Annotated in this window: 19 protein-coding genes and 1 tRNA gene; 5 read left to right on the top strand and 15 right to left on the bottom strand. The window is 66.2% G+C overall.

What is annotated here, in order from left to right; all coding sequences use genetic code 11:
- The first annotated feature begins 50 nt into the window (after positions 1-50).
- Positions 51-1,751, top strand: a complete 1,701-nt coding sequence (gene ade / locus AAFN89_RS09330) for an adenine deaminase (protein ID WP_347538327.1) — start codon at positions 51-53, stop codon at positions 1,749-1,751.
- 371 nt (positions 1,752-2,122) lie between these two features.
- On the opposite strand, the gene AAFN89_RS09325 is transcribed toward ade, so the two are convergent.
- The 6 genes from AAFN89_RS09325 to AAFN89_RS09300 form a co-directional block, all read right to left on the bottom strand.
- Positions 2,123-3,118: a glucokinase gene (locus tag AAFN89_RS09325; protein WP_347538325.1), complete on the bottom strand. Its 996-nt coding sequence runs from the start codon at positions 3,116-3,118 to the stop codon at positions 2,123-2,125.
- A complete protein-coding gene (gene otsA, locus AAFN89_RS09320) occupies positions 3,115-4,500 on the bottom strand; it encodes an alpha,alpha-trehalose-phosphate synthase (UDP-forming) (protein WP_347538323.1) in 1,386 nt (461 codons plus the stop codon). The genes AAFN89_RS09325 and otsA overlap by 4 nt, the downstream gene beginning before the upstream one ends.
- Positions 4,497-6,311: a glycoside hydrolase family 15 protein gene (locus tag AAFN89_RS09315; protein ID WP_347538321.1), complete on the bottom strand. Its 1,815-nt coding sequence runs from the start codon at positions 6,309-6,311 to the stop codon at positions 4,497-4,499. Before AAFN89_RS09315 ends, otsA begins: the two co-directional genes overlap by 4 nt.
- Positions 6,308-7,084, bottom strand: coding sequence for a trehalose-phosphatase (gene otsB, locus AAFN89_RS09310; RefSeq protein WP_347538319.1), 777 nt, complete (start codon positions 7,082-7,084; stop codon positions 6,308-6,310). The genes AAFN89_RS09315 and otsB overlap by 4 nt, the downstream gene beginning before the upstream one ends.
- Positions 7,085-7,432: 348 nt before the next feature.
- A complete protein-coding gene (phhA, locus tag AAFN89_RS09305; RefSeq protein ID WP_347538317.1) occupies positions 7,433-8,278 on the bottom strand; it encodes a phenylalanine 4-monooxygenase in 846 nt (281 codons plus the stop codon).
- A 98-nt stretch (positions 8,279-8,376) separates the two neighbouring features.
- Positions 8,377-9,261, bottom strand: coding sequence for an N-formylglutamate amidohydrolase (locus AAFN89_RS09300; RefSeq protein ID WP_347538315.1), 885 nt, complete (start codon positions 9,259-9,261; stop codon positions 8,377-8,379).
- A 137-nt stretch (positions 9,262-9,398) separates the two neighbouring features.
- Between AAFN89_RS09300 and AAFN89_RS09295 the strand changes: the two genes are divergently transcribed.
- The 3 genes from AAFN89_RS09295 to AAFN89_RS09285 all read left to right on the top strand — a co-directional run bounded on the left by AAFN89_RS09295 (position 9,399) and on the right by AAFN89_RS09285 (position 10,200).
- Positions 9,399-9,758, top strand: a complete 360-nt coding sequence (locus AAFN89_RS09295; RefSeq protein ID WP_347538313.1) for a response regulator — start codon at positions 9,399-9,401, stop codon at positions 9,756-9,758.
- Between the two features lie 104 nt (positions 9,759-9,862).
- Positions 9,863-9,937 (top strand) — tRNA-Val (locus AAFN89_RS09290).
- Between the two features lie 128 nt (positions 9,938-10,065).
- Complete coding sequence (locus AAFN89_RS09285) at positions 10,066-10,200, top strand: hypothetical protein (protein ID WP_347538311.1); 135 nt, start codon at positions 10,066-10,068, stop codon at positions 10,198-10,200.
- A 3-nt stretch (positions 10,201-10,203) separates the two neighbouring features.
- Here the strand turns inward: AAFN89_RS09285 and AAFN89_RS09280 are convergent, their stop codons facing one another.
- The 9 genes from AAFN89_RS09280 to AAFN89_RS09240 form a co-directional block, all read right to left on the bottom strand.
- Complete coding sequence (locus AAFN89_RS09280) at positions 10,204-11,088, bottom strand: DUF1932 domain-containing protein (protein WP_347538309.1); 885 nt, start codon at positions 11,086-11,088, stop codon at positions 10,204-10,206.
- A 13-nt stretch (positions 11,089-11,101) separates the two neighbouring features.
- Positions 11,102-12,166, bottom strand: a complete 1,065-nt coding sequence (locus AAFN89_RS09275) for a 4-oxalomesaconate tautomerase (RefSeq protein ID WP_347538307.1) — start codon at positions 12,164-12,166, stop codon at positions 11,102-11,104.
- Complete coding sequence (locus AAFN89_RS09270; protein WP_347538305.1) at positions 12,159-12,833, bottom strand: 4-carboxy-4-hydroxy-2-oxoadipate aldolase/oxaloacetate decarboxylase; 675 nt, start codon at positions 12,831-12,833, stop codon at positions 12,159-12,161. The genes AAFN89_RS09275 and AAFN89_RS09270 overlap by 8 nt, the downstream gene beginning before the upstream one ends.
- A complete protein-coding gene (locus AAFN89_RS09265; RefSeq protein WP_347538302.1) occupies positions 12,833-13,564 on the bottom strand; it encodes a PIG-L deacetylase family protein in 732 nt (243 codons plus the stop codon). The genes AAFN89_RS09270 and AAFN89_RS09265 overlap by 1 nt, the downstream gene beginning before the upstream one ends.
- A gap of 46 nt (positions 13,565-13,610) precedes the next feature.
- The gene (locus AAFN89_RS09260) at positions 13,611-14,525 is read right to left on the bottom strand and encodes an amidohydrolase family protein (RefSeq protein WP_347538300.1); all 915 of its coding nucleotides are present in this window, start codon (positions 14,523-14,525) and stop codon (positions 13,611-13,613) included.
- The gene (locus tag AAFN89_RS09255) at positions 14,525-16,474 is read right to left on the bottom strand and encodes a TRAP transporter fused permease subunit (protein ID WP_347538298.1); all 1,950 of its coding nucleotides are present in this window, start codon (positions 16,472-16,474) and stop codon (positions 14,525-14,527) included. Before AAFN89_RS09255 ends, AAFN89_RS09260 begins: the two co-directional genes overlap by 1 nt.
- Before the next feature lie 19 nt (positions 16,475-16,493).
- On the bottom strand, positions 16,494-17,426 hold the full coding sequence (locus AAFN89_RS09250) for a TAXI family TRAP transporter solute-binding subunit (RefSeq protein ID WP_347538297.1): 933 nt from the start codon (positions 17,424-17,426) through the stop codon (positions 16,494-16,496).
- Positions 17,427-17,456: 30 nt separating this feature from the next.
- Positions 17,457-18,128 (bottom strand): TetR/AcrR family transcriptional regulator, encoded by a 672-nt coding sequence (locus tag AAFN89_RS09245; protein WP_347538295.1) that lies wholly within the window; start codon positions 18,126-18,128, stop codon positions 17,457-17,459.
- A gap of 164 nt (positions 18,129-18,292) precedes the next feature.
- On the bottom strand, positions 18,293-19,045 hold the full coding sequence (locus AAFN89_RS09240) for a sulfite exporter TauE/SafE family protein (RefSeq protein WP_347538293.1): 753 nt from the start codon (positions 19,043-19,045) through the stop codon (positions 18,293-18,295).
- Positions 19,046-19,143: 98 nt separating this feature from the next.
- On the opposite strand from AAFN89_RS09240, the gene AAFN89_RS09235 reads away from it, so the two are divergent.
- The gene (locus AAFN89_RS09235; protein ID WP_347538291.1) at positions 19,144-20,040 is read left to right on the top strand and encodes a LysR family transcriptional regulator; all 897 of its coding nucleotides are present in this window, start codon (positions 19,144-19,146) and stop codon (positions 20,038-20,040) included.
- Position 20,041 lies beyond the last annotated feature (1 nt).

Below are 20,041 nucleotides of genomic sequence, written 5' to 3'. Positions count from 1 at the left end.
CCGCCGATCTGCTAAGCTCCGCTTCGGAATCGGAAGGCGGGAGGATACAGGTGAGGCGGTTTCTGGAACGGGCGATCGATCAGGCGCTGGGGCGGGCGAAAGCCGATCTGGTCGTCAAGAATACCCGCTTCCTCAACGTCGTGACCGGGGAGATCGCGGAAAGCGACATCGCCATCTGCGGCGACCGCATCGTCGGAATCTATGATGATTGCTATGCCGGCGTCAGGGAGATCGACGGGCGCGGCCGGATCTGCGTCCCCGGCTTCATCGATACCCATGTCCATTGCGAATCGACGCTGGTGACGCCGGCGGAGTTCGACCGTTGCGTCCTGCCGCGCGGCACGACGACGGCGATCTGTGACCCGCACGAGATCTGCAACGTGCTGGGCGTGGAAGGCTTGCGCTATTTCCTCGACAGCGCGCTGGAGACGGTGATGGACCTTCGCGTCCAGCTTTCCTCCTGCGTGCCGGCGACGCATCTGGAGACGGCGGGCGCGCGCCTGCTGGCGGAGGATCTGGTCCCTCACCGCGACCATCCGAAGGTGATCGGCCTCGCCGAATTCATGAATTTCCCCGGCGTACTGGCGAAGGATGCCGAAGCGATGGACAAGCTGGCCGCCTTCCAGGACGGCCATATCGACGGCCACGCGCCGCTGCTGCGCGGCCGGGATCTCAACGCCTACCTCTCCTGCCGGGTCCGCAACTGCCATGAGACGACCGGCGCGGACGAGGCGATGGAGAAGCTGCGCAAGGGGATGCAGGTCCTGATCCGCGACGGCAGCGTGTCGAAGGATGTCGAGGCGCTCGCCGGGGTCATCTCGGCGGAGACATCGCCCTTCGTCGCCTTCTGCACCGACGACCGCAATCCGCTGGACATCGCGGAGGAAGGGCATCTGGACCATCTGATCCGCAAGGCGATCGGGCTGGGCGCGCCGGTCGCCCATGTCTATCGGGCGGCAAGCTGGTCTGCCGCGCGCGGCTTCGGGCTGACCGACAGGGGACTGATCGCGCCGGGCTACCGCGCCGACATCGTGATGCTGGACGATCTGGAAAGCTGCGCTGTCGCCAGCGTCATCCAGGCGGGGCGGCTGGCGACGCCAGAAAGCTTCGGCGGCCTCCGCCGCATCGCGCCGGTGGGCGCGGATTCGATCAGGCGCGCTCCCGTCGGGCCGGCAGATTTCAAGGTTCCCGCGCCGGGGCCGACGGGGCCGGTCATCGGCGTGATCCCAGGCAAGATCCTGACCGAATCGCTAACCGCCTCCCTGCCTTACCGCGATGGCTGCCGGGAACCCGACATCGACGCCGACATCCTGAAGATCGCGGTGCTGGAGCGGCATGGCGTCAACGGGAATATCGGGCGCGGTTTCGTGAAGGGCTTCGGCATCCGTGAGGGCGCGCTCGCCTCCTCCGTCGGCCATGACAGCCACAATCTCTGCGTCGTCGGCGCGACTGACGAGGACATGGCGCTGGCGGTCAACCGGCTGATCGAGCTTCAGGGAGGATTCGTCGCCACCCGCGCCGGGAAAATCGTCGGCGAACTGGCGCTGCCGCTGGCGGGGCTGATGAGCCTGGAGGATTTCGAGACGGTGGAAACCGGTCTGATCGCCCTGCGGCAGGCCGTCCGCGCCATGGGCTGCCCGCTGGCCGAACCTTTCCTGCAACTGGCCTTCCTGCCCCTGCCGGTCATCCCCCACCTCAAGATCACCGATCGCGGGCTGGTCGATGTCGACCGGTTCGAACTGGTGGCGTGATCCTTCCTTACCGTCATTCCCGACTTGATCGGAAATGATAACAAAAACAATGTCATGCTGGACTTGATCCAGCATCCATACGGTGTCGACGCCGGGCGAACTTCATCGGAAACGACCAGCAGAAACGGCTCGCGCAACTCCTCATGGTGAACCAGTCGAACCATGTGTGCCTCGCACCTTTCAACAGGCTCAAGGTGAGGAAGAAAGGCGCATTCTCCCGCCAAAAACGTCATGCCGGACCCCGATCCGGCATCCAGGCGCCTTGCCGCTGGAGGCATCCTCATTGGGTGGAGAGAGCCGAAACGGCGCGGCCCCTGGATTCCCGATCAAGTCGGGAATGACCAAAAACAACAAGTGACCGGCAGGGAAAACTATACGTCCAGCACGGACTTCAGCCCCAGGAAGGCGGGGAGGGGGTGCGTCACGATGTAGGTCGGGATGCCCTCCAGGAAGGGGCGCAGGCGGCCCTTGGCTTCGAAGCGGGCGCGGAAGCCGGATTCGGCGAAGACAGTCCCCAGCTTCGGCACGATGCCGCCCGCGACATATATGCCGCCATGGCTGCCCAGGGTCAGCGCCAGATTGCCGGCGACCGTGCCCAGCATGGCGCAGAACATCTCCACAGCCTCGATACAGATCGGGTCGGATTTTGCCAGCGCGGCCTCGGTGACGTCCTTGGGCTCCCGCATCACCGCGTCCTCGATGCCGTCGATGGCGCACAGGCTCTCATAGATGTTGGCGAGGCCCATGCCCGACAGCACCCGTTCGGCGGAGACATGCTGATAGCGCTGGCGCAGGCGCTGCATCACCTTCCCTTCGCGGTCCGTCACCGCCGCCATGGTGACGTGCCCGCCCTCCGCCGCCAGCGGGATCCACCGATCGGCCGACGGGATCAGGCCTGAGACGCCGAGGCCGGTGCCTGGCCCCACGATACCGATCACCGCGCCCGGCTCAGCCCTGCCGCCGCCGATCTGCAGCCGGTCGACATCGGTCAGGTGAGGCACCGACAAGGCCACGGCGGTGAAGTCGTTGACCACCTTCAGCCGGTCCAGCCCCAGCGCGTCGCGCAAGCCCTCGGTTGTGAAGGTCCAGGCGAGGTTGGTCAGGGTGAAGCGGTCGCCGGTGACGGGCCCCGCCACGGCGATCGCCGCGCGATGGGGCGGCCGTTCGGGCTTCACCTTCTCAAGATAGGCCCGGGCTGCCGCCTCCAGCGAGGGATAGTCCGCGCCGCGCAGGATCTCCACCGACCGCACGCCGCGAGCGTCGACCAGCGCGAAGCGGGCGTTGGTGGCGCCGAGGTCGGCAAGCAGGGAAGGAGGCTGGTCGGGCATGGTGTCGGGGCCGGGCGCGACGATTGCAGGGGGCGTCAACCGGAATAGGGGGCGCTGGAGAGCGCGTCAACGAAACGTTCCCGCCAATGGCCGATGTCGCACTCGCGCAGCACGCTCATCATCGCCTGGTGGCGTTCCCGCCTTTCGTCCAGCGGCATGGTCAGGCCGCGCTGCAGGCTTTCGGCCACCCCCTCGACATCATAGGGATTGACGATCAGGGCTCCGCCGCTCAGCTCCGGCGCCGCGCCGGCGAAGCGGGAGAGCACCAGAACGCCCGGATCCTCAGGGTCCTGCGCCGCCACATACTCCTTGGCGACGAGGTTCATGCCGTCCCGCAGCGGCGTGACCAGCCCGATGCGCGCCGACCGGTAGAAACCCAGTAGCGTGCGCCGGGCGAAGCTCCGGTTCAGGTAGCGGATCGGCACCCAGTCGAACTCCGCGAACAGGCCGTTGATGTGGCCAGCCAGCGTCTCCAGTTCCCGCCTGATGTCGGTATATTCCGGCACCTCCGTCCGCGTGGGCGGGGCGACCTGCATGAAGATCACGCCGCCGCGATTGTCCGGATAGTGCTCCAGAAGATCGTTGAACGCCTGGAAGCGCTGCGGCAGGCCCTTGGAATAGTCCAGCCTGTCGACGCCGATGATCAGGTCGCGGTCCTTCAGGCTGTCGCGCAGCCTTTCGGCCTGCCGACTGGCGGCGACGGCGGCGGCCAGCTTCTCGATGTCCGGCGTCTCTATGGAGATGGGAAAGGCCTGGACGCGGATGGTGCGTCCATAGGCGCTGACCAGCCCGTCCTCCCGGATCTCCGCCCCGGCCTCCTGAAGCAGATAGGAGATGAAGGCCGCGCGATCCCGCTCGGTCTGGAACCCGACCACGTCGTAGGCGCACAGCGACCTGACCAGCGTCTCATGGTTCGGCAGCGCGACCAGGATCTCCGGCACCGGCCAGGGCGTGTGCAGATAGAAGCCCATGCGCTGCCGGTGACCCATCTGGCGCAACTGCTCCCCGAACGGGATCAGATGGTAGTCATGGACCCAGACCATGTCGTCCTCGCGCAGCATCGGCGCGAGCCGGCTGGCGAACAGACTGTTGACCCTATGATAGCCGGCATAGGTCCGGCGGGAGAATTCGGTCAGGTCCAGCCGATAGTGGAACAGCGGCCAGAGGGTCGAATTGGCGAAGCCGTTGTAATATTCCTCATAGTCGCGCTGTGTCAGGTCGACCGTCGCCGAGGTGAGCTTCCCGGATTCCGAGATCGTGGGCTGCGCGGAAGGGGATTCCGTCACGTTGCCGCTCCAGCCGAACCAGATGCCTCCGGATTTCCGCAGCGCCGCCAGCACCGCCACCGCCAGCCCGCCGGAACTGGCCTTGCCTTCGGCGATCGGGGCGACCCGGTTGGAGACGACGACGATACGGCTCAAAATGCTTCCTCCCAACTCTTGCTGAGCTTCATCGCGGAATTGATCAGCCCGACCATCGAATAGGTCTGGGGAAAATTGCCCCACAACGCGCCGTCGGTGAGATCGATGTCCTCGCTGAGGACGCCTACCCGGTTCCGCGCCGCCAGCAGCCGTTCGAACAGCGCTCGGGCCTCCTCCCGCCGGCCGGTGGCGGCCAGCGCGTCGACATACCAGAAGGTGCAGACGGTGAAGGCGACCTCCGGCACGCCGAAATCGTCGGCGGCGTGGTAGCGCTTCAGATGGTCGCCGAAGAGGAGATGTTCCTCCACTGCCCGGACCGTGCCGAGGAACATGGGGTCATCGGGCGAAACGAAGCCCAACTCATGCAGAAGCAGCAGGGAGGCGTCCAGATTGTTTCCGCCGAAGGCGTCGACGAAGGTGCCGCGATCCTTGTCGTAGGCTTCTTCCAAAATGACCTTCCGCATCGTGTCGGCTTCCCGCCGCCAGCGGACGGCCCGCTCATCGAGCCCCAGCGCGCCGCCGATCTTGGACAGCCGATCGCACGCCGCCCAGCACATGACGGCCGAGAAGGTGTGAACGTGTTCTCTGTTCCGGAATTCCCAAAGGCCGGCATCTGGCTTGTTCCAGAGTTGAACAGCCTGTTCGCCCAGAAGTTCCAGCCGCTCATAGAGGCTTTCCGTGCCCGGCTGCTCCAGCCGGCGGTCGAAGAAAGCCTGGGCCGACGCCAGGACGACCGCGCCGTAGCTGTCGTTCTGGACCTGGGTGTGCGCGCCGTTGCCGACGCGGACAGGACCCATGCCGCGGTAGCCGCGCAGGCCCTCCACCTCGTACTCCTTCAGGTTCGCCTTCAGGCTGATGGAGAAGAGGGGCTGGAGATAGCCATTGTCGGAACTGGCGACGACATCGGTGATGTAGTGGAGGTAGCTCTCCATCGTCTGCGTCGCGCCCAGCCGGTTCAGCGCAAGGACCACGAAATAGGCGTCGCGCAGCCAGCAGAAGCGGTAGTCCCAATTGCGCAGGGAATGCGGCGCCTCCGGCACCGAAGTGGTCAGCGCGGCGACGATCGCGCCCGTCTCCTCGTAGGAACAGAGCTTGAGCGTGATCGCGGCGCGGATGACCGCGTCCTGCCATTCGTAGGGCAGCGCCAGATAGCGGACGAATTCTCGCCAATAGGCGTCCGTCTGCTCCAGGAAATGCTCCGCCGTCGCCGCGATCGGCGCCGTCAGGCTTTCGTCCGCGCCGAAGATCAGGTGCAGCGGATGCTCCAGGACGAACTGCGTCTCCTCCAGCACGTAGGAGATCGGCGCGTCCGTCGTCAGCCTGAGCGCGCGGTCCGGCCCGACATAGCGGATATGGTTGCTGCCCCGTGTCGTCTCCGGGACGCCGGCCCCGTAGCTGTGCCTGGGACGCATGCGGATCTTCAGCCGGGGCGTGCCGGCGGCGGGCCTTATGATCCGGATCAGCGTCGTCGGCCGGTGATAACGGCCCAGATGGCGGAAGCGGGGCGCGAAATCGATGATCTCCACCGCCTGGCCGTGGGCGTCGTGCAGGGTCGTCACCAGCACCGCGGAATTCCGGCGGTAATGCTGTTCGGACCGTTCGAAATCATCGATCAGGATATCGGCAAAGCCGCCATCCTCCTCCGGCGCCGCGCCGCCTTCCAGACCGTTCATCATCGCGCAGAACACCGGATCGCCGTCCAGGCGCGGGAAGCACGACCAGAGGATGCGCGCGTCGGCGTCGACCAGCGCCGCGATGCTGCAATTGCCGATCGGGGCCAGTTCCAGGCTCGGCGGGGAAGGGATCTTCATCGGACAGCCTCTGTGATTGGGGACTCGGCCAGCGCGCGCAGCCAGCCATGCAGGCTCTCCACCGTCGGCGTCCGGTAGGCGGCGACGGTGGGGGTCCGGTCGCCGACCTGGATCGATGTACCGCCCAGCCGGCGGGCCGCGGCGAAGCCGTGCTCGTCCGTCGCGTCGTCGCCGATGAAGATGGGAAAGCGGCCGGCGAAGGGCGGCAGCACCATCAGATGGTCCACCACATCGGCCTTGCTGACGCCGATCGGCTTGATCTCCAGCACCATCTTTCCTTCCTGAACGTGAAAGGCGGTCTCATGTCCGGTCAGCGCGTCGGCGATCGCGCGCCGGACGGCCGCCTCCAGCTCGGGCGCGGCGCGGTAATGGACCGCCAGGGCCATGCCCTTCGGCTCCAGCCGGACGCCGGGCAGGGATGCGGCGGAAGCGCGCAGCGCGCTTCCGATGGCGTCCAGCGCCTCTATATCCATCTCGTGGTGCCTGATCGTTCCGTCGGGCGTGCGGATCTCCAGCCCGTGCTGGCCGCCGGCGGTCAGGCGCGCCGGCGCCAGTAGCCGGTCCAGATCCCCGATCGCCCGGCCGGACACCAGCGCCACCGCGCCGTCCAGCCGTGCGTCCAGGGATCGGAGGAGCGGCGGCAGCGTTTCGGGCACATGGACGGCTTCGGGATGGCTGGCGATATCGATCAGCGTGCCGTCGACATCCAGGAAAAGCGCGATGGGCCGGTCGGGCGGGGGCAGCGTCGCCAAATCGGCGGGGGCCTGGGACAAGGGCGATACTCGGATTCGGGCCAGGGAGAGGGGCGACAACCATACCTTCGCCCCGGCCGTTTTTGAACAGGGACGATCCGGCGCGACAAAACCGCTTATGTGCATTGCAGCATGATAGGCGCGTCTAGTATATCGGCTGGCGGATTGCCTTCAGCAACTAAGATCATGAATTTCCAAGGCGGAGTCATTTTTCCCTTGAACAATGGATGCAAGGCGCGCATATTGTGCAGTGCGACATGCAGTTGATGCCTCTGTCGTAAACGCACTTCTTGGGCGTTTCCTCCCTAAACTTGGGCTGCTCGTTCGGGCAGCCCAATTTTTTTGCCCGATCCCCGCCGGGACACCGGATCAGGCGTCGTAGCCCTTGTGCAGCAGCCGGTCGGACGGCAGCACCGTCGCCGGCTCCAGATCCGCCATTTCCTTCAGACGCGCGTAGAAGGGCGTGAAATCAGGCGCGGTGGCCTCGAACAGCTCCTCGAAGCTGTCGATGACGAAGTAGGTCTCCTGGAAGCTGTCGATCCTGTAGTCGGTGCGCATCACCCGCATCAGGTCGAAGCCGATCCTGTTGGGCTTCGGGTCGTCCATCGAATAGACGCTCTCCCCTTTGGAGGAGAGGATGCCCGCGCCATAGATGCGCAGGCCGTCGCCGTTCCGGATCAGCCCGAACTCCACCGTATACCAGTAGAGCCGCGCCAGATGGTGCAGGCTGTCCTGCTTCAGCGCCTTCAGCCCGCCTTGACCGTAAGCCTGCATATAATCGGCGAAGATCGGGTTCATCAGCAGCGGAACGTGGCCGAACACGTCGTGGAAGACATCTGGCTCCTCGAGATAGTCCATCTCCTCCGGCTTGCAGATGAAGCAGGTGGCGGGGAAACGGCGGTTGGCCAGATGGTCGAAGAAGATGGCGTCGGGCACCAGGCCTGAGACGGCGACGATCCGCCAGCCGGTGGCCCGGCCCAGCGCCTCGTTCAGCCTGCGGAAGTCCGGAACGCCGTCGGCGGCGATGGCCAGGCCGTCGAGGCCGTGGACGAATTCCGGCGTCGCCCGGTCCTTCAGCAGGTCGGCCTGCCGGTGATAGAGGGTGCGCCAGACGCCATGCTCCTCGGCGCTATAGGCTTCCCAATCCTGATCGATGGTGAAATCGGCGCGCGGCTCCGGCGCACGCCCCGGCATATGCCTTTGCGACTGTGCCATCTCGGGCATCCTCCACGTCGGTGGATCGTTGCCGTCGAGCGTGAACCTCTCCCGACCCGCGTTCAAGTCGGACGGGAAGGGCTTCGGTGGTGGAAAATTCAGACGGCGGCCAGCGCCGCCAGATCCACCCGGCCCAGCCGGTCGACCAGCCAGGCCATCTGCTGGGCCAGATCGTCCAGGAACGGCTTCCGGGTCATCGTCGCCTCGTCCATGTAGAGCGAGCGGTTGATCTCGATCTGTAGCGCGTGAACGCCCGCGCGGGGGCGGCCGTAATGCCGGGTGGTGAAGCCGCCGGCATAGGGGGCGTTGCGGCTGACCCGGTAGCCGCGGTCCGCCAGCCACCGCTCCGCGGCATCGGTGACGGCGGCGGTGCAGGCGCTGCCATGGCAATCGCCCAGCACGAAATCCGGCGCCACGCGACGGTCGCCGGGAAGGCCGCCAACGGACGGCATGGAATGGCAGTCGATCACCAGGCAGGCGCCGAACCGCCGTTTCGTATCGTCGATCAGCCGCTTCAGCGCGGCGTGATAGGGGTGGTAGAACCGGTCGATGCGGGATTGCGCCTCCGCGAAGCTCAGCTGGCGGGAATAGATTTCCTGCCCGTGGGCGACGACCCGCGCGATGGTTCCCAGCCCGGCCGCCACCCGGGGCGATCTCGTATTCACGTAGGCTGGCAGGGGATCCTCGAACATCTCCGGATCCAGCTCGAACGCTTCCCGGTTGACGTCCAGATAGGCGCGCGGGAACAGCGCCTTCAGCAGCGGCGCGCCATGGGCCGGCGCCAGCTCGAATATCTCGTCGACGAAGCCGTCCTCGGATTTCCGGAGGGTGTGCGGGTCCAGCCGGCTGCTGGCCAGCAGATCTTCGGGATAGCGGCGGCCGCTATGGGGCGAGGCGAGCACGACCGGCAGCGTCTGGCCGTCCGGCGCCAATATCTCCAGCACCCGGTCGATGCTGTTATCGCTCGTCGCGCGGCAGTCCATGATGTTCTCTTATCCCGATTCCGATCCTCTGTCATCCGGCGGCGCCGGGGCGTTTGCCATCGCCCTCGGCTTGTCCCATCTTACGCGTGACAGGCCGTCGCCGTCGGGGAGGCCGAAAGCAAGCGAAACGGGTATCCATGGCGCGCATATTGCTGGCCGAAGACGATGCGTCCATGCGGCAGTTCCTGGCCGCGGCCCTGACCCGCGCCGGACATGCGGTGGAAGCGGTGGAGGATGGGGAGAAGGCCTACGCCGTCGTTCGCGAGGGCAGGCATGATCTGCTGCTCGCCGACATCGTGATGCCCGGCATGGACGGGATCGAACTGGCCCGCCGGGCGGCGGAGGTGGCGCCGACGCTGAAGATCATGTTCATCACCGGTTTCGCCGCGATCGCGATGAAGCACCGCTACCATGTGGGACCCAGGGCGCAGATCCTCTCCAAGCCCTTCCATCTGCGCGATCTGGTGGACCAGGTCGACCGCCTCCTGTCCGCCTGACGGCGCGGCCGGCAAAAATCCGCCACCAGACCCTTGCGCCCCCACGCACCCGATGCTAAATCCCCGATCCGCGCCGGCAAGACCCGCCGTCGTCGCGCAATAGTGGGCGGTTAGCTCAGCGGGAGAGCACTACGTTGACATCGTAGGGGTCACTGGTTCAATCCCAGTACCGCCCACCATAGATTTCAATGACTTAATGGACTCCCTGCTTCTCTTTTGATGTTCCTGCCGGCGATGCTGCTGACGGAGGCGGACGTCAGGGTGAAGTTCACGGCGCGGTGGTGTCGGTCAGCCAGGTGTCCCGTGCGTGCTGGCGACGACGATCCCGCTCAGCTTCCGCAATCTCATGATCCTCTGGTTCGAACGGACGGCGCTCAGCATTCTTCTCACCGCGCCGATTGCCTGGGCCGCCGTGCGTATGGGCTGGCTTGCCGCCGGCTGAGCGTTATCGCCCGAGCCTTCGCCTGCTGGCCGCAAGCCTGGAGAGGCCGGTCGCGAAATCTTCTCCGGAGATGTCCCGCTCGGGCAGCGCGCCCATGAGATCATGCGCTTCAGCGATGGCGCGGGCGAGATCGCCATGCAGGCCCAACCCGTCGAGCGTCGCGGCGCTTTCCCTCATTTCCGCGGCCCGGCGCGTGCCATGTTTCAGCATCCGTTCGATATTGTATTCCGCGATGCCGGGCCAGCCGAGGCCGGGATAGGATTTCTCCAGCGATTCCAGGACATGGTCCAGGCAGCCCGAGGCGGACGCCGCCAGCATCGCCTCGACGGTGATCGCCTCCAGCCCCTTCACGAACAGGCTGCGGACCATCTTGATGGCAGTCGCGGCGCCGGGCTCCGGCCCCACCAGGTCGAAATCGAATTCCAGCGCCTCCACCCGCCGCAACGCCGCCGGCTCAAGGGGGCCGGCCAGCAGCACCGGCGTCCGGTGTCCCCTCGGTTTGACCGGCGCCATCACGGCCATGTCGATATAACAGGCTCCCGCCTGCGTCAGCAGACCGGCGCTCTCCCGCTTGCGGCCTGGGGAGACGGAATTGATGTCGAAATAGATCTGCCCTCGCCGCGCATGTCCAGCCGCCGACCGCGCCGCCTCCAGGCTCTGGTCCGCCGTCACCGCGCTGATGATCCAGTCGGCCGACGCCACCGCGTCCACGACCGTTTCCTCGACGGCGACCCCGCGCTCCTTCGCGGCGCGAGCGCACGACCCTTCCATCCCCTCGCGTCCGAAAAGCACGTCATGGGCGGAGAAGCCGATTGCGCCGTCCTTGACGGCCAGGCTGTCATGGAATGCGCGGGCCGCCTCGCCGAAGCCGATGAACGCGATCTTCATGCCTTGCCTCCGCCTAGCCGAACACGACGCCGTCGAAAAGCTTGCGCGCGGTGCGCAGGATCGCCGTCCGGCGAACCGAACCGTCATCGCCCATGGTCGCCAGCACGGTCATCTCGCCGGTCGGATGCTCGACGCTGAGCGTCCTCGTCTCCCCGGCGCCCGTCTCGGCCAGCCCGGCGGCGGGGCCGCCGTCGAGCAGGCATGCCGTCGCCACGCTGACGGCACCCAGCACGCCGATCGACGAATGGCAGCGATGGGGAATGAAGGTGCGGGTGGAGATCGCGCCGCCCTTCCTTGGCGCGGAGACCAGGGTCATCTTGGGCACGGATCTGTCCGCCACGTCGCCCAGATTCATCATCGGTCCCGCCTTCAGCCGGATCGCCTCCAGCTTCCGCCGAAGCTCTCCGTCGGCTTCCAGCGCCGCGGGAGGCTCGTCACCATCGACGCCCAGATCGGACGCCCGCATCACGACGCACGGCATGCCGTTGTCGATCAACGTGACCTTGATCCCCTCGATGACGTCAACGGGGCGGCCGGTCGGCAGGAGCGCTCCGCAGGACGATCCGGCCGTATCCTCGAAAGCGAGGGGGATTGGCGCGGCGGTTCCCGGAACGCCGTCGATCCGAGCCTCCCCGTCATAGGCCACCACGCCCCTGGGCGTCGCGACGGTCGCTATCGCTGTCTGCCCGGTATTCTCCATGAAGATGCGTATCCCGGTCTTCCCATCCTTCGCGGCGACCAGCCCGCGCTCGATCGCGAAGGGGCCGACGCCAGCAAGGATGTTGCCGCAATTCTGCGCGTCGGTGACCACCGGACGGTCGACGAAGACCTGGAGGAACAGGTAGTCGACATCGACCCCCGGCCGCTTCGAGGGGCTGACCACCGCCACCTTGGAGGTCAGCGGATCGCCGCCGCCCATGCCGTCTATCTGGCGGTCGTCGGGCGATCCCATCGCCCTCAGCAGGAATGCGTCCCGCGCATCTGTCTCCGCCGGAAGGTCGGACGCCAGGAAGAAGCCGCCCTTCGAGGTGCCGCCGCGCATCCACATGCAGCGGATCCCGCGCGCCTCCTCAGACATATTTCAGTCCCTTGGCGGCCAGCCTCCCGCGCATGTCGTAGATGTCGATTCCCAGTTCACCCGCCGCCAGGCGCCGGCGCTTGGCTTCCTCGTTCGCCATCCGCTCCCGCGCCTTCTCCAGCACGGCCGCCGCTTCGTCACGCCGGACGACGCAGACGCCGTCATCGTCGGCGACGATCACGTCCCCCGGCTGGACATACGCCTCGGCGCAGACCACCGGCACGTTCACGGAGCCGACCGTCTCCTTGACCGTGCCCTGCGCGAACACCGCCTTCGACCAGACCGGGAACTCCATTTCCGTCAGATCGCGAACGTCCCTCACGCCAGCGTCGATAACGAGACCGACGCAGCCGCGCGCTTTCGCCGAGGTGGCCAGCAGATCGCCGAAATAGCCGTCCTCGCAGGGCGATGTCGGCGCGAGCACCAGGACATCGCCCTTCCTCACCTGCTCGATCGCCACATGGAGCATCCAGTTGTCGCCGGGCGGCGCCGATATGGTCACGGCCGATCCCGCCAGCCGCGCCCCCGGGTAGATCGGCCTCATGCGTGAGGCCAGCAGCCCCTTGCGCCCCTGGGCCTCATGAACCGTGGCGACGCCGCATTCCGCCAGGCCGGCGATGGTCTCGTCATCGGCGCGCTCGATATCCTGAACCACGATCCCGGCCATCACAGCTCATCCACGGTGCGGGGGAAGATCGACTGGAAGCCCTCGGCGTACTTCGCCTCGCGTCCCCCGGATTGGCCTCCGGAATTGCGGCGGAACTGGTTGGCCCGGTTCTCCGCGACGTTGGTGTAGTAGGTCCAGAGATGCTGCTGGCCCTCCATGCATTCGATTGCGGCCTTCTTCCGCTCCCAGACCGGCGTGATGTCCAGAAGGGTGTCCGGCTTCCAGCCGCACCGTTCCGTCTGGTGGGGCTCGAACAGGTAGAGTTGCGGAGCCCCCAGCACCGCCTCGCCGGGATTGTGCCCCCAGGCCTGCGCCACCATGCGGCACTCCAGCGTCGCCCGCGTCGCATAGGGATGGTCGGTGTTGTAGGGATCATCCAGCGAATGCGACAGCATGAAGGAAGGCTGCACCTTGCGGATGACGTCCACCAGCCGGTATTTGGCCTCGCGATCCATCTCCAGCGGATAGTCGCCAAGGTCGAAGAACTGGATGTCGTGCGCCGCCAGCGCTTCGGCGGCGTTCTCCGCCTCCTTCCTGCGGCCGGCCTTCACCTTTTCCAGCGTCATGCCTTCCTGCTTCCACAGCTTGGCGCTTTCGCCCCGTTCGCCGTAGGAGAGGCAGACGATCGTCACCTCATAGCCCCGCGCCGCATGGAGCGCGATGGCGCCGCCGCAGCGCCAGACGAAATCGGCGGAATGCGCGCTGACGACGAGCGCTGTCCTGTTGCTCAATTCGATCTCCTGTCCATCTTGCTCTCCGTCCGCCGCCCGGCGGCGGTCAGACCTTCTCCGCCAGCGCCCCGGCGGGTGCCGCCGATCGAACCGTCTCCGGCCAGTAGAGCCGGGTCGGGTTGTCGACCAGCAATGTCCTCAGCCGCGCCGGATCCGGCGCGACATGGGCCAGCAGGTCGACCAGCGCCCCATCGTCCGGCATATGAACCTTGATGTTCGGATGCGGCCAATCCGTGCCCCACAGCACCCGATCGGTGAAGCGGTCGACCAGCAGCCGCGCGAACGGGACCGCGTCGTGGAAGGGCGGGCCCGCACGCGAGATGCGCTCCGGACCGCAGACCTTCACCCAGAAACGGTCATCCTCCATCAGGTCCAGCAGCATCCCGAATGCGGGCTGCCCGACCCCCTTGCTGGCGTCGACGCGCCCCATATGGTCGATCACCATGGGCAGCGGCAGCTCCTTCAGGAACGGGGCCAGCACCGGCAGGCGGTCGGCGTCGAAATGGACGACGGCGTGCCAGCCCAGCGGCGCGATCTTCTCCACGATCCCCCGGATGCCCCCGAAATCCGCATCCTTGCCGAGATGGGTGACGAAGTTGAACCGGACACCCCGGACGCCGCCCTCATGCAGGGCCCGAAGCTCCGCATCGGTTACATCGGCCCGGACCATGGCGACGCCGCGACAGGCGCCGTCCGAAGCCGCGATCATGTCCAGCATCGCCGAATTGTCGGTCCCGTGGCAGCTTGCCTGAACCAGCACCGCCCGGTCGATCCCGAGATGGCGGTGCAGCGCGAACAGTGTCTCCTTCGGCGCATCGATCGGCGTGTAGGTCCGCTCCGGCGCGAAAGGGAACCGGGCCGCCGGGCCGAAGACATGGCAATGGGCGTCGCACGCCCCCGGCGGCAGGGATATCTCCGGCCGCCGGGGGGACGGGTGGTAGGGTAGGTTGGGGGCGATCATCAGGAAGCCTTCTTGCTTGCGCCGGGCAGGGAGATGGAAGCCGATCCGGCGACCTCCCGGAAGACGAGCCACGCCAGCAGCGCCATGCCGCAAAGCCGTGCAGCCACCGAAAGGACATCGGTCGAGGCGACGTCGGTCGGCCACAGCGTCAGGAGCGAGGCCAGCGCCATGAGGGTCCTGGCGCCGCCGCCCATGGGCCGCCCCAGCCAGCCCGCGAAGGCGATGGTCAGTCCGGTCACGCCGATCACCGCGAACAGGATGGAAAGCGCGATCTGCCCGCCGCTGCCGATCATCAGGAGGCCGGGCATGGTGACGAAGAGGAACGGCACGAGCAGCTTCACGAAGCCCAGGCGAACCGCCTCCACGGCCGTCTTGTTGGCGTCTCCGCCGGAGATGCTGGCCGCCGCGTAGGCGGCGAGCGCGACCGGCGGGGTGATCGCGGAGACCAGCCCGTAGTAGAAGATGAACATGTGCGCGACGATCGCCGGCACGCCCAGCCGCGTGAGCGCCGGAGCCACCAGTACCGCCAGCAGCAGGTAGGCGGCCGATGTCGGCAGCCCCATGCCCAGCACGAAGGATGTCATCGCCGTCAGCACCAGGATCAGCCAGATCTGGCTGCCTCCGACTTCGACGATCATGCCCGACAGCATGAGCCCGAGCCCGGTCAGGTTGAGGACGCCGATCACCGCCCCCGCCGCCGCCACGGCCGCCACGATCGGCGCGGTGGAGACCAGCGTGTCGCGGCACACGACCAGAAGGTCCGTCAGCCCGACCCGCGTCTCACGCCGCCAGGGGGAGATGAGCAGCCCGAAGGCCAGGCACAGCACCGCCGCGCGGGTCGGCGTGAAGCCCATGACCAGCAGGGCCACCAGCCCGACCAGCGGCAGCAGGAGATAGCCCCGGCGCAGCAGCGTTTCCTTCAGCAGCGCCAGACCCGCGCCGTCGTCCCGCGCGATGTTCAGCCGGCCGGCTTCCAGCCGCACCGCGACCAGCAGCGCCAGGACGTAGAGCAGGCCGGGGACCAGAGCCGCCAGCGCGATCTGCCCGTAGGGAACGCCGATGATCTCGGCCATGAGGAAGGCGGCCGCTCCCATGATCGGCGGCAGGATCTGCCCGGCCGAGGATGCCGCGGCCTCGATGGCGCCCGCCACCGTGGCGCTGTAGCCGACGCGCTTCATCAGCGGAATGGTGAAGGTGCCCGTGGTCACCACATTGGCGACCGCGCTGCCGTTGATCATGCCCAGCAGCGTGCTGGAGACTACGGCGGACAGGCCCGGCCCGCCCTGCACGCGGCCGGTGACGCCGCGCGCGATGTCGACGAACACCTCGCCGGTGCCGATCCTCATCAGGAAGGTGCCCAGCAGCGCGAACAGGAAGATGTATTCGACCGCCACGCCCATCGGCAGGCCGAAGACTCCTTCCGTGGAAAGGAGAAGCGTCGAGGTCAGGCGCGGAAGGTCATAGCCGCCATGGCCGTACTTGCCGGGAATCAGATATCCGAAGTAGGCGTAGGCCAGCGCGACCAGTATGAGGATGACCAGCGCCCGGCCCAGCGAGAGCCTGACCAGCACGAGAATGACGGCCATCAGCCCGAGGAATACCCATTCGTCCGTCGCCGTCGCCATCGCGCCGCGCATGAGGATGTCGACATAGGATTGCGAGAGATGGAGGCCGGGAACGACCGCGAAGGCGGCGAGGACGTAGCAGAGCAGCCTGCCCGCGCTATTCTCCACCTTCGCTCCGACATAGAGCAGCCCCGCGGCGGAAACCGCTGAGAAAAACAGCGACCGCAGGATCAGGGCGGTGATGCCGCCGAAATAGGCGCCATAGATGACCAGGCCGGTCGCCAGCGCGGCGAAGAGGGTGAAGAGAAGCGACACGATGGCCGCTTCTCCCTTCCCTCGCTCCGCCGGCAATTGCAGGCGGAGATGATCGAGGAATGCCGACATGATGAGGATACCGGTCCGGTTAGTTGGTGGCTTCCGTGAAGAAGTGCTCCGCCCCCGGATGAAGGGCGATGGGCGTGTTCGTCGCCGTTTCCAGCGAGATCGCCTTCGCTTGCGGATGGATTTCGCCCAACTCCGGCAGATGCTCGAAGATCGTCCGCGTGATGCCGTAGATCAGCTCGTCGGGAGCGTCTTCGTTGGTGAACAGGGTCGCCGGATCGTTGATGACCGTGACCGGCTCGTCCTGGTCCTCATAGGTGCCGGCCTTGATGTCGTGGATCTGGTAGAAGGGGTATTCCTCCAGCAGGTCCGCGACCTTCTCCGCGTCGATCGAAAGAAGCCGCATATCCTCCTGGGCGCCGAGGTCGATCAGCGTCGAGGTGGGCGCGCCGGCAAGCACCACCGCCGCATCGACCGTGCCGTTGATCAGGGCGTTCGTCCCCTCGCTGTAGGAAAGAAACTGCGCCGTCCCTTCGTCGAACACGCCGTAGGCTTCCAGCAGGCGCTGCGACAGCACGGCAGAGTTGCTGCCCGGCGGCCCCAGATTGACGCGCTTCCCGGCGAGATCCTCCATCGTCTCGATGCCCGTGCCCTCGATCGTCGCGATCTGCAGCACCGCGGGATAGAGATAGGCGACGGCGGCGACGGGCTGCGGCTCCTCGAACGGCCCCTGGCCGTTCTTCGCCTCGAAAAGCGTCGATGAGGACGAAAGGCCGAGGATCATCTGGTCCGCGGCGACCCGATGGATGTTCTCGACCGAAGCTCCGGTGACCTCGGCCCGCGCGGTCGTATCCTCCAGATATATGTTGATGATCTCCGCCATGCCCGCGCCGATGACGTAGAACAGGCCGCCGGTGCCGCCGGTGCCGATCGACACCCGTTCCTGCGCCAGCGCCGGCGTCGCGGACAGGGTCGCGGCGATCATCGTGCCGATGAATTTCGTCTTCAGGTTCATTTTCTTTCCTCCCATTGGTTGGTTGATTGATCAGTCGGCGACTGAATATTGCGGCGTCTTCGCCGCCTCTGGCCGGGCGAGGGCGCGGAAGGTGACGAAGCTTGCTTCGACGACCTCCGCGATCGCCCGCTCATGGTCGTGCCCGTCGGCCGCCCCGTCCGACAGGCGGCTGACGCGTTCCGGGACCACGAGCGTGTAGTAGAGGGCGCCCAGCAGGAATTGGCTGCGCCAGACGATATCCTCACGGCGCGCGCCCGGCAGGCAGCCGGCGATTGCGTCGATGAAGGCCCGGCTGATCTCGTCGAACGCCCCGGCGATGATCTTCCTGACCTCGGCGGTGCCGTCCGCCGACAGCATCGCGCGTAGACGCGTGAAGCGCGCGCCGCCACCGGCCGGGTCGTCGGATGAGGTGAATGCCGGGATGACATAGGCGCGCAGGATCGCCATCAGCCGCTGGTCCGGATCGGCGATCCGCCGGGCCTCGGCCATCAGTTCCAGCCTGCGATGGTTCATCGGGCGGGTGTGGCGGCTGTAGATCGCCTCCAGAACGCCCAGCTTGGTGCCGAAATGATAGGTGACGCTGCCGACATTGGCGCCCGCCTCGCGCGCGATCTCACGCAGGGCGACGGCGCCGAAACCGCGTTCGGAGAACAGCTTTTCCGCCGCTTCGAGGATCGCGCTTCGCGTGTCAGCGTGAGCCATCGGCCTTCATCTCCTTGCTTTCGGGACGAGGACCATGGCAGTGATTTATACAGTTGTCTAGAAAATTGTACGATCGTATAAATTCAAGGCGATGGTGGACTGGAGCCAGGGACCGGACCCTGAACATTCATTCAACGGCGGACAGGTTTCGGCGTTCGGTGCGGCTATATGGCGGCCATGCCGCTGATGATGAGCCGCAGCGCCAGCACAACGAGGATCACGTTGAGCGCCAAACGAAATCGCTGGTCTGAAATCCGGTTCAGCACCAGCCGCCCGAGCAGCGTTCCTATCGCTCCGGCGACGATCATGGCGATGGTGAAGCCGAGCCAGGGACCGAAGGCGAAGCCGATGAAGCCGAACATGAATGTCTTCAGCAGGTGCTGGATGGTCATGAAGGCGCCGTGAGTGGCGACATGACGGTGCCGGTCGAGCGCCAGCGATTTGCTCAAGGTCGCGACAAACGGACCCGTCGCCCCGAAGAACATGGTGAGAAAACTCGATACCGCGCCGGTCAGGATCGGTATCTCGCGAAGCCATCGCGGCGGATGAACGAAGACCGACCAGATCACGAATAACCCCACGCCGATCTGGACAATGGCTGGGGGAAGGTTGAAGGCGATGGCGCCGCCGGCCGCGACGCCCACCAGGGAGCCGATGGTGAAGGTCAGGATGTGACGCCATGAGATGTAGCGGAACATGAGAAGGGTGCGCCCGAAGTTCGATCCGAACTGCACGAGGCCATGCACCGGTATCAGGGCTGTCGGCGGAACGAGGCTGGCCATGACCGCCAGCAGGAGCATTCCTCCTCCGATGCCGAAGGCGATGGTGACGAACGAAGCCGTCAGGCTGGTTCCCAGCAGCACCGCCGCAATCAAGGGTTCCATGCCCGGAGGCATAAGCAGGTCGGTCACGATCATGCCGCCGTTCATGGGATCAGATAGGGTGGACGCGCTTGTCGGTGGCGGAGTGCGTATGCGATTTTCGCCAGGGCGGGACGGAACGGGAGGGGCGGCCGATGAGGGTGGATTACCTCGGTCTTGAGGCGTTTGTCGCGGTCGCCCAGCTGGGCAGCTTTTCCAGGGCGGCAGCGCGTCTCAATCTGACGCAGACGGCGCTGAGCCATCGCATTCGAAAGATCGAGGAAGATCTGGGGACCAGGCTTCTTGTTCGAACTTCCAGGGAAGTTTCGCTCACCATCGCCGGCCAGGATCTGCTGCCGCAGGTATGCAGTCAGCTCGAAACGCTTGCGGACCTCTATGGCAAGGTGCGCGACAGCGGCCGTGAAGCCATGCGCAAGGTCGTCTTTGCCTGCGTTCCGACGATAGCAGGATACTTCCTGCCCGGAATCATGCGCACATTCTCCCAAGCCCATCCCGGATTGCAGATCGTGCTTCTCGATCACCTGGCCGCCACGGTCGTCGAACTGGTGCAGCGGGGAGACGCCGAATTCGGGATCACAATCACCGGCGCCACGCCATTGGATGTCGAGGTCCGGCATCTATGCACGGAACCCTATGTCATGCTGGTCGGCCGCAACCACAGACTCGCCGGGCAAAAGACGGCCAGGCGCTGCGATTTGCAGGGCGAACCGCTGGTGCGCATTCGCACTCAATCGACCAACCGGCAGCTCATCGAAGAATCGCTCGGGGAATTGAGCAAGAGGCTGGACTGGCGGTTTGAGGTTCAGAACGCCGTGACGGCGATGAAGCTCGTCGCGGCGGGGACGGCGGTCACGGTCCTGCCGCGCCTCACAATGCATTCCGCGGCTCATGAACTTGTCGGACTGCCCTTCGCCGATGTCGACCTTTCGCGCAACATCGTGGCGGTGCAGCGGCGCGGCGTGCCCTTGTCCCAGCCGGCCGAGACCTTGCTCGCGATGATCTGCGAACGGCTCGCCGAGGCCTATGGCTGAG

The sequence above is a fragment of the Inquilinus sp. CAU 1745 genome (assembly GCF_039839375.1).
Taxonomy (GTDB): Bacteria; Pseudomonadota; Alphaproteobacteria; order DSM-16000; family Inquilinaceae; genus JBDOQU01.
Note: the sequence above shows the minus strand (reverse complement) of the source record. Positions and strands in the feature narration are given on the sequence as shown.

Excerpts from the sequence above, each read along its gene's own strand:
- AAFN89_RS09315 (WP_347538321.1), bottom strand. The coding sequence starts at position 6,311 with ATGAAGATCCCTTCCCCGCCGAGCCTGGAACTGGCCCCGATCGGCAAT.
- phhA (WP_347538317.1), bottom strand. The coding sequence starts at position 8,278 with ATGGCACAGTCGCAAAGGCATATGCCGGGGCGTGCGCCGGAGCCGCGC.
- AAFN89_RS09300 (WP_347538315.1), bottom strand. The coding sequence starts at position 9,261 with ATGGACTGCCGCGCGACGAGCGATAACAGCATCGACCGGGTGCTGGAG.
- AAFN89_RS09295 (WP_347538313.1), top strand. The coding sequence starts at position 9,399 with ATGGCGCGCATATTGCTGGCCGAAGACGATGCGTCCATGCGGCAGTTC.
- AAFN89_RS09280 (WP_347538309.1), bottom strand. The coding sequence starts at position 11,088 with ATGAAGATCGCGTTCATCGGCTTCGGCGAGGCGGCCCGCGCATTCCAT.
- AAFN89_RS09275 (WP_347538307.1), bottom strand. The coding sequence starts at position 12,166 with ATGTCTGAGGAGGCGCGCGGGATCCGCTGCATGTGGATGCGCGGCGGC.
- AAFN89_RS09270 (WP_347538305.1), bottom strand. The coding sequence starts at position 12,833 with ATGGCCGGGATCGTGGTTCAGGATATCGAGCGCGCCGATGACGAGACC.
- AAFN89_RS09260 (WP_347538300.1), bottom strand. The coding sequence starts at position 14,525 with ATGATCGCCCCCAACCTACCCTACCACCCGTCCCCCCGGCGGCCGGAG.
- AAFN89_RS09255 (WP_347538298.1), bottom strand. The coding sequence starts at position 16,474 with ATGTCGGCATTCCTCGATCATCTCCGCCTGCAATTGCCGGCGGAGCGA.
- AAFN89_RS09250 (WP_347538297.1), bottom strand. The coding sequence starts at position 17,426 with ATGAACCTGAAGACGAAATTCATCGGCACGATGATCGCCGCGACCCTG.
- AAFN89_RS09245 (WP_347538295.1), bottom strand. The coding sequence starts at position 18,128 with ATGGCTCACGCTGACACGCGAAGCGCGATCCTCGAAGCGGCGGAAAAG.
- AAFN89_RS09240 (WP_347538293.1), bottom strand. The coding sequence starts at position 19,045 with ATGATCGTGACCGACCTGCTTATGCCTCCGGGCATGGAACCCTTGATT.
- AAFN89_RS09235 (WP_347538291.1), top strand. The coding sequence starts at position 19,144 with ATGAGGGTGGATTACCTCGGTCTTGAGGCGTTTGTCGCGGTCGCCCAG.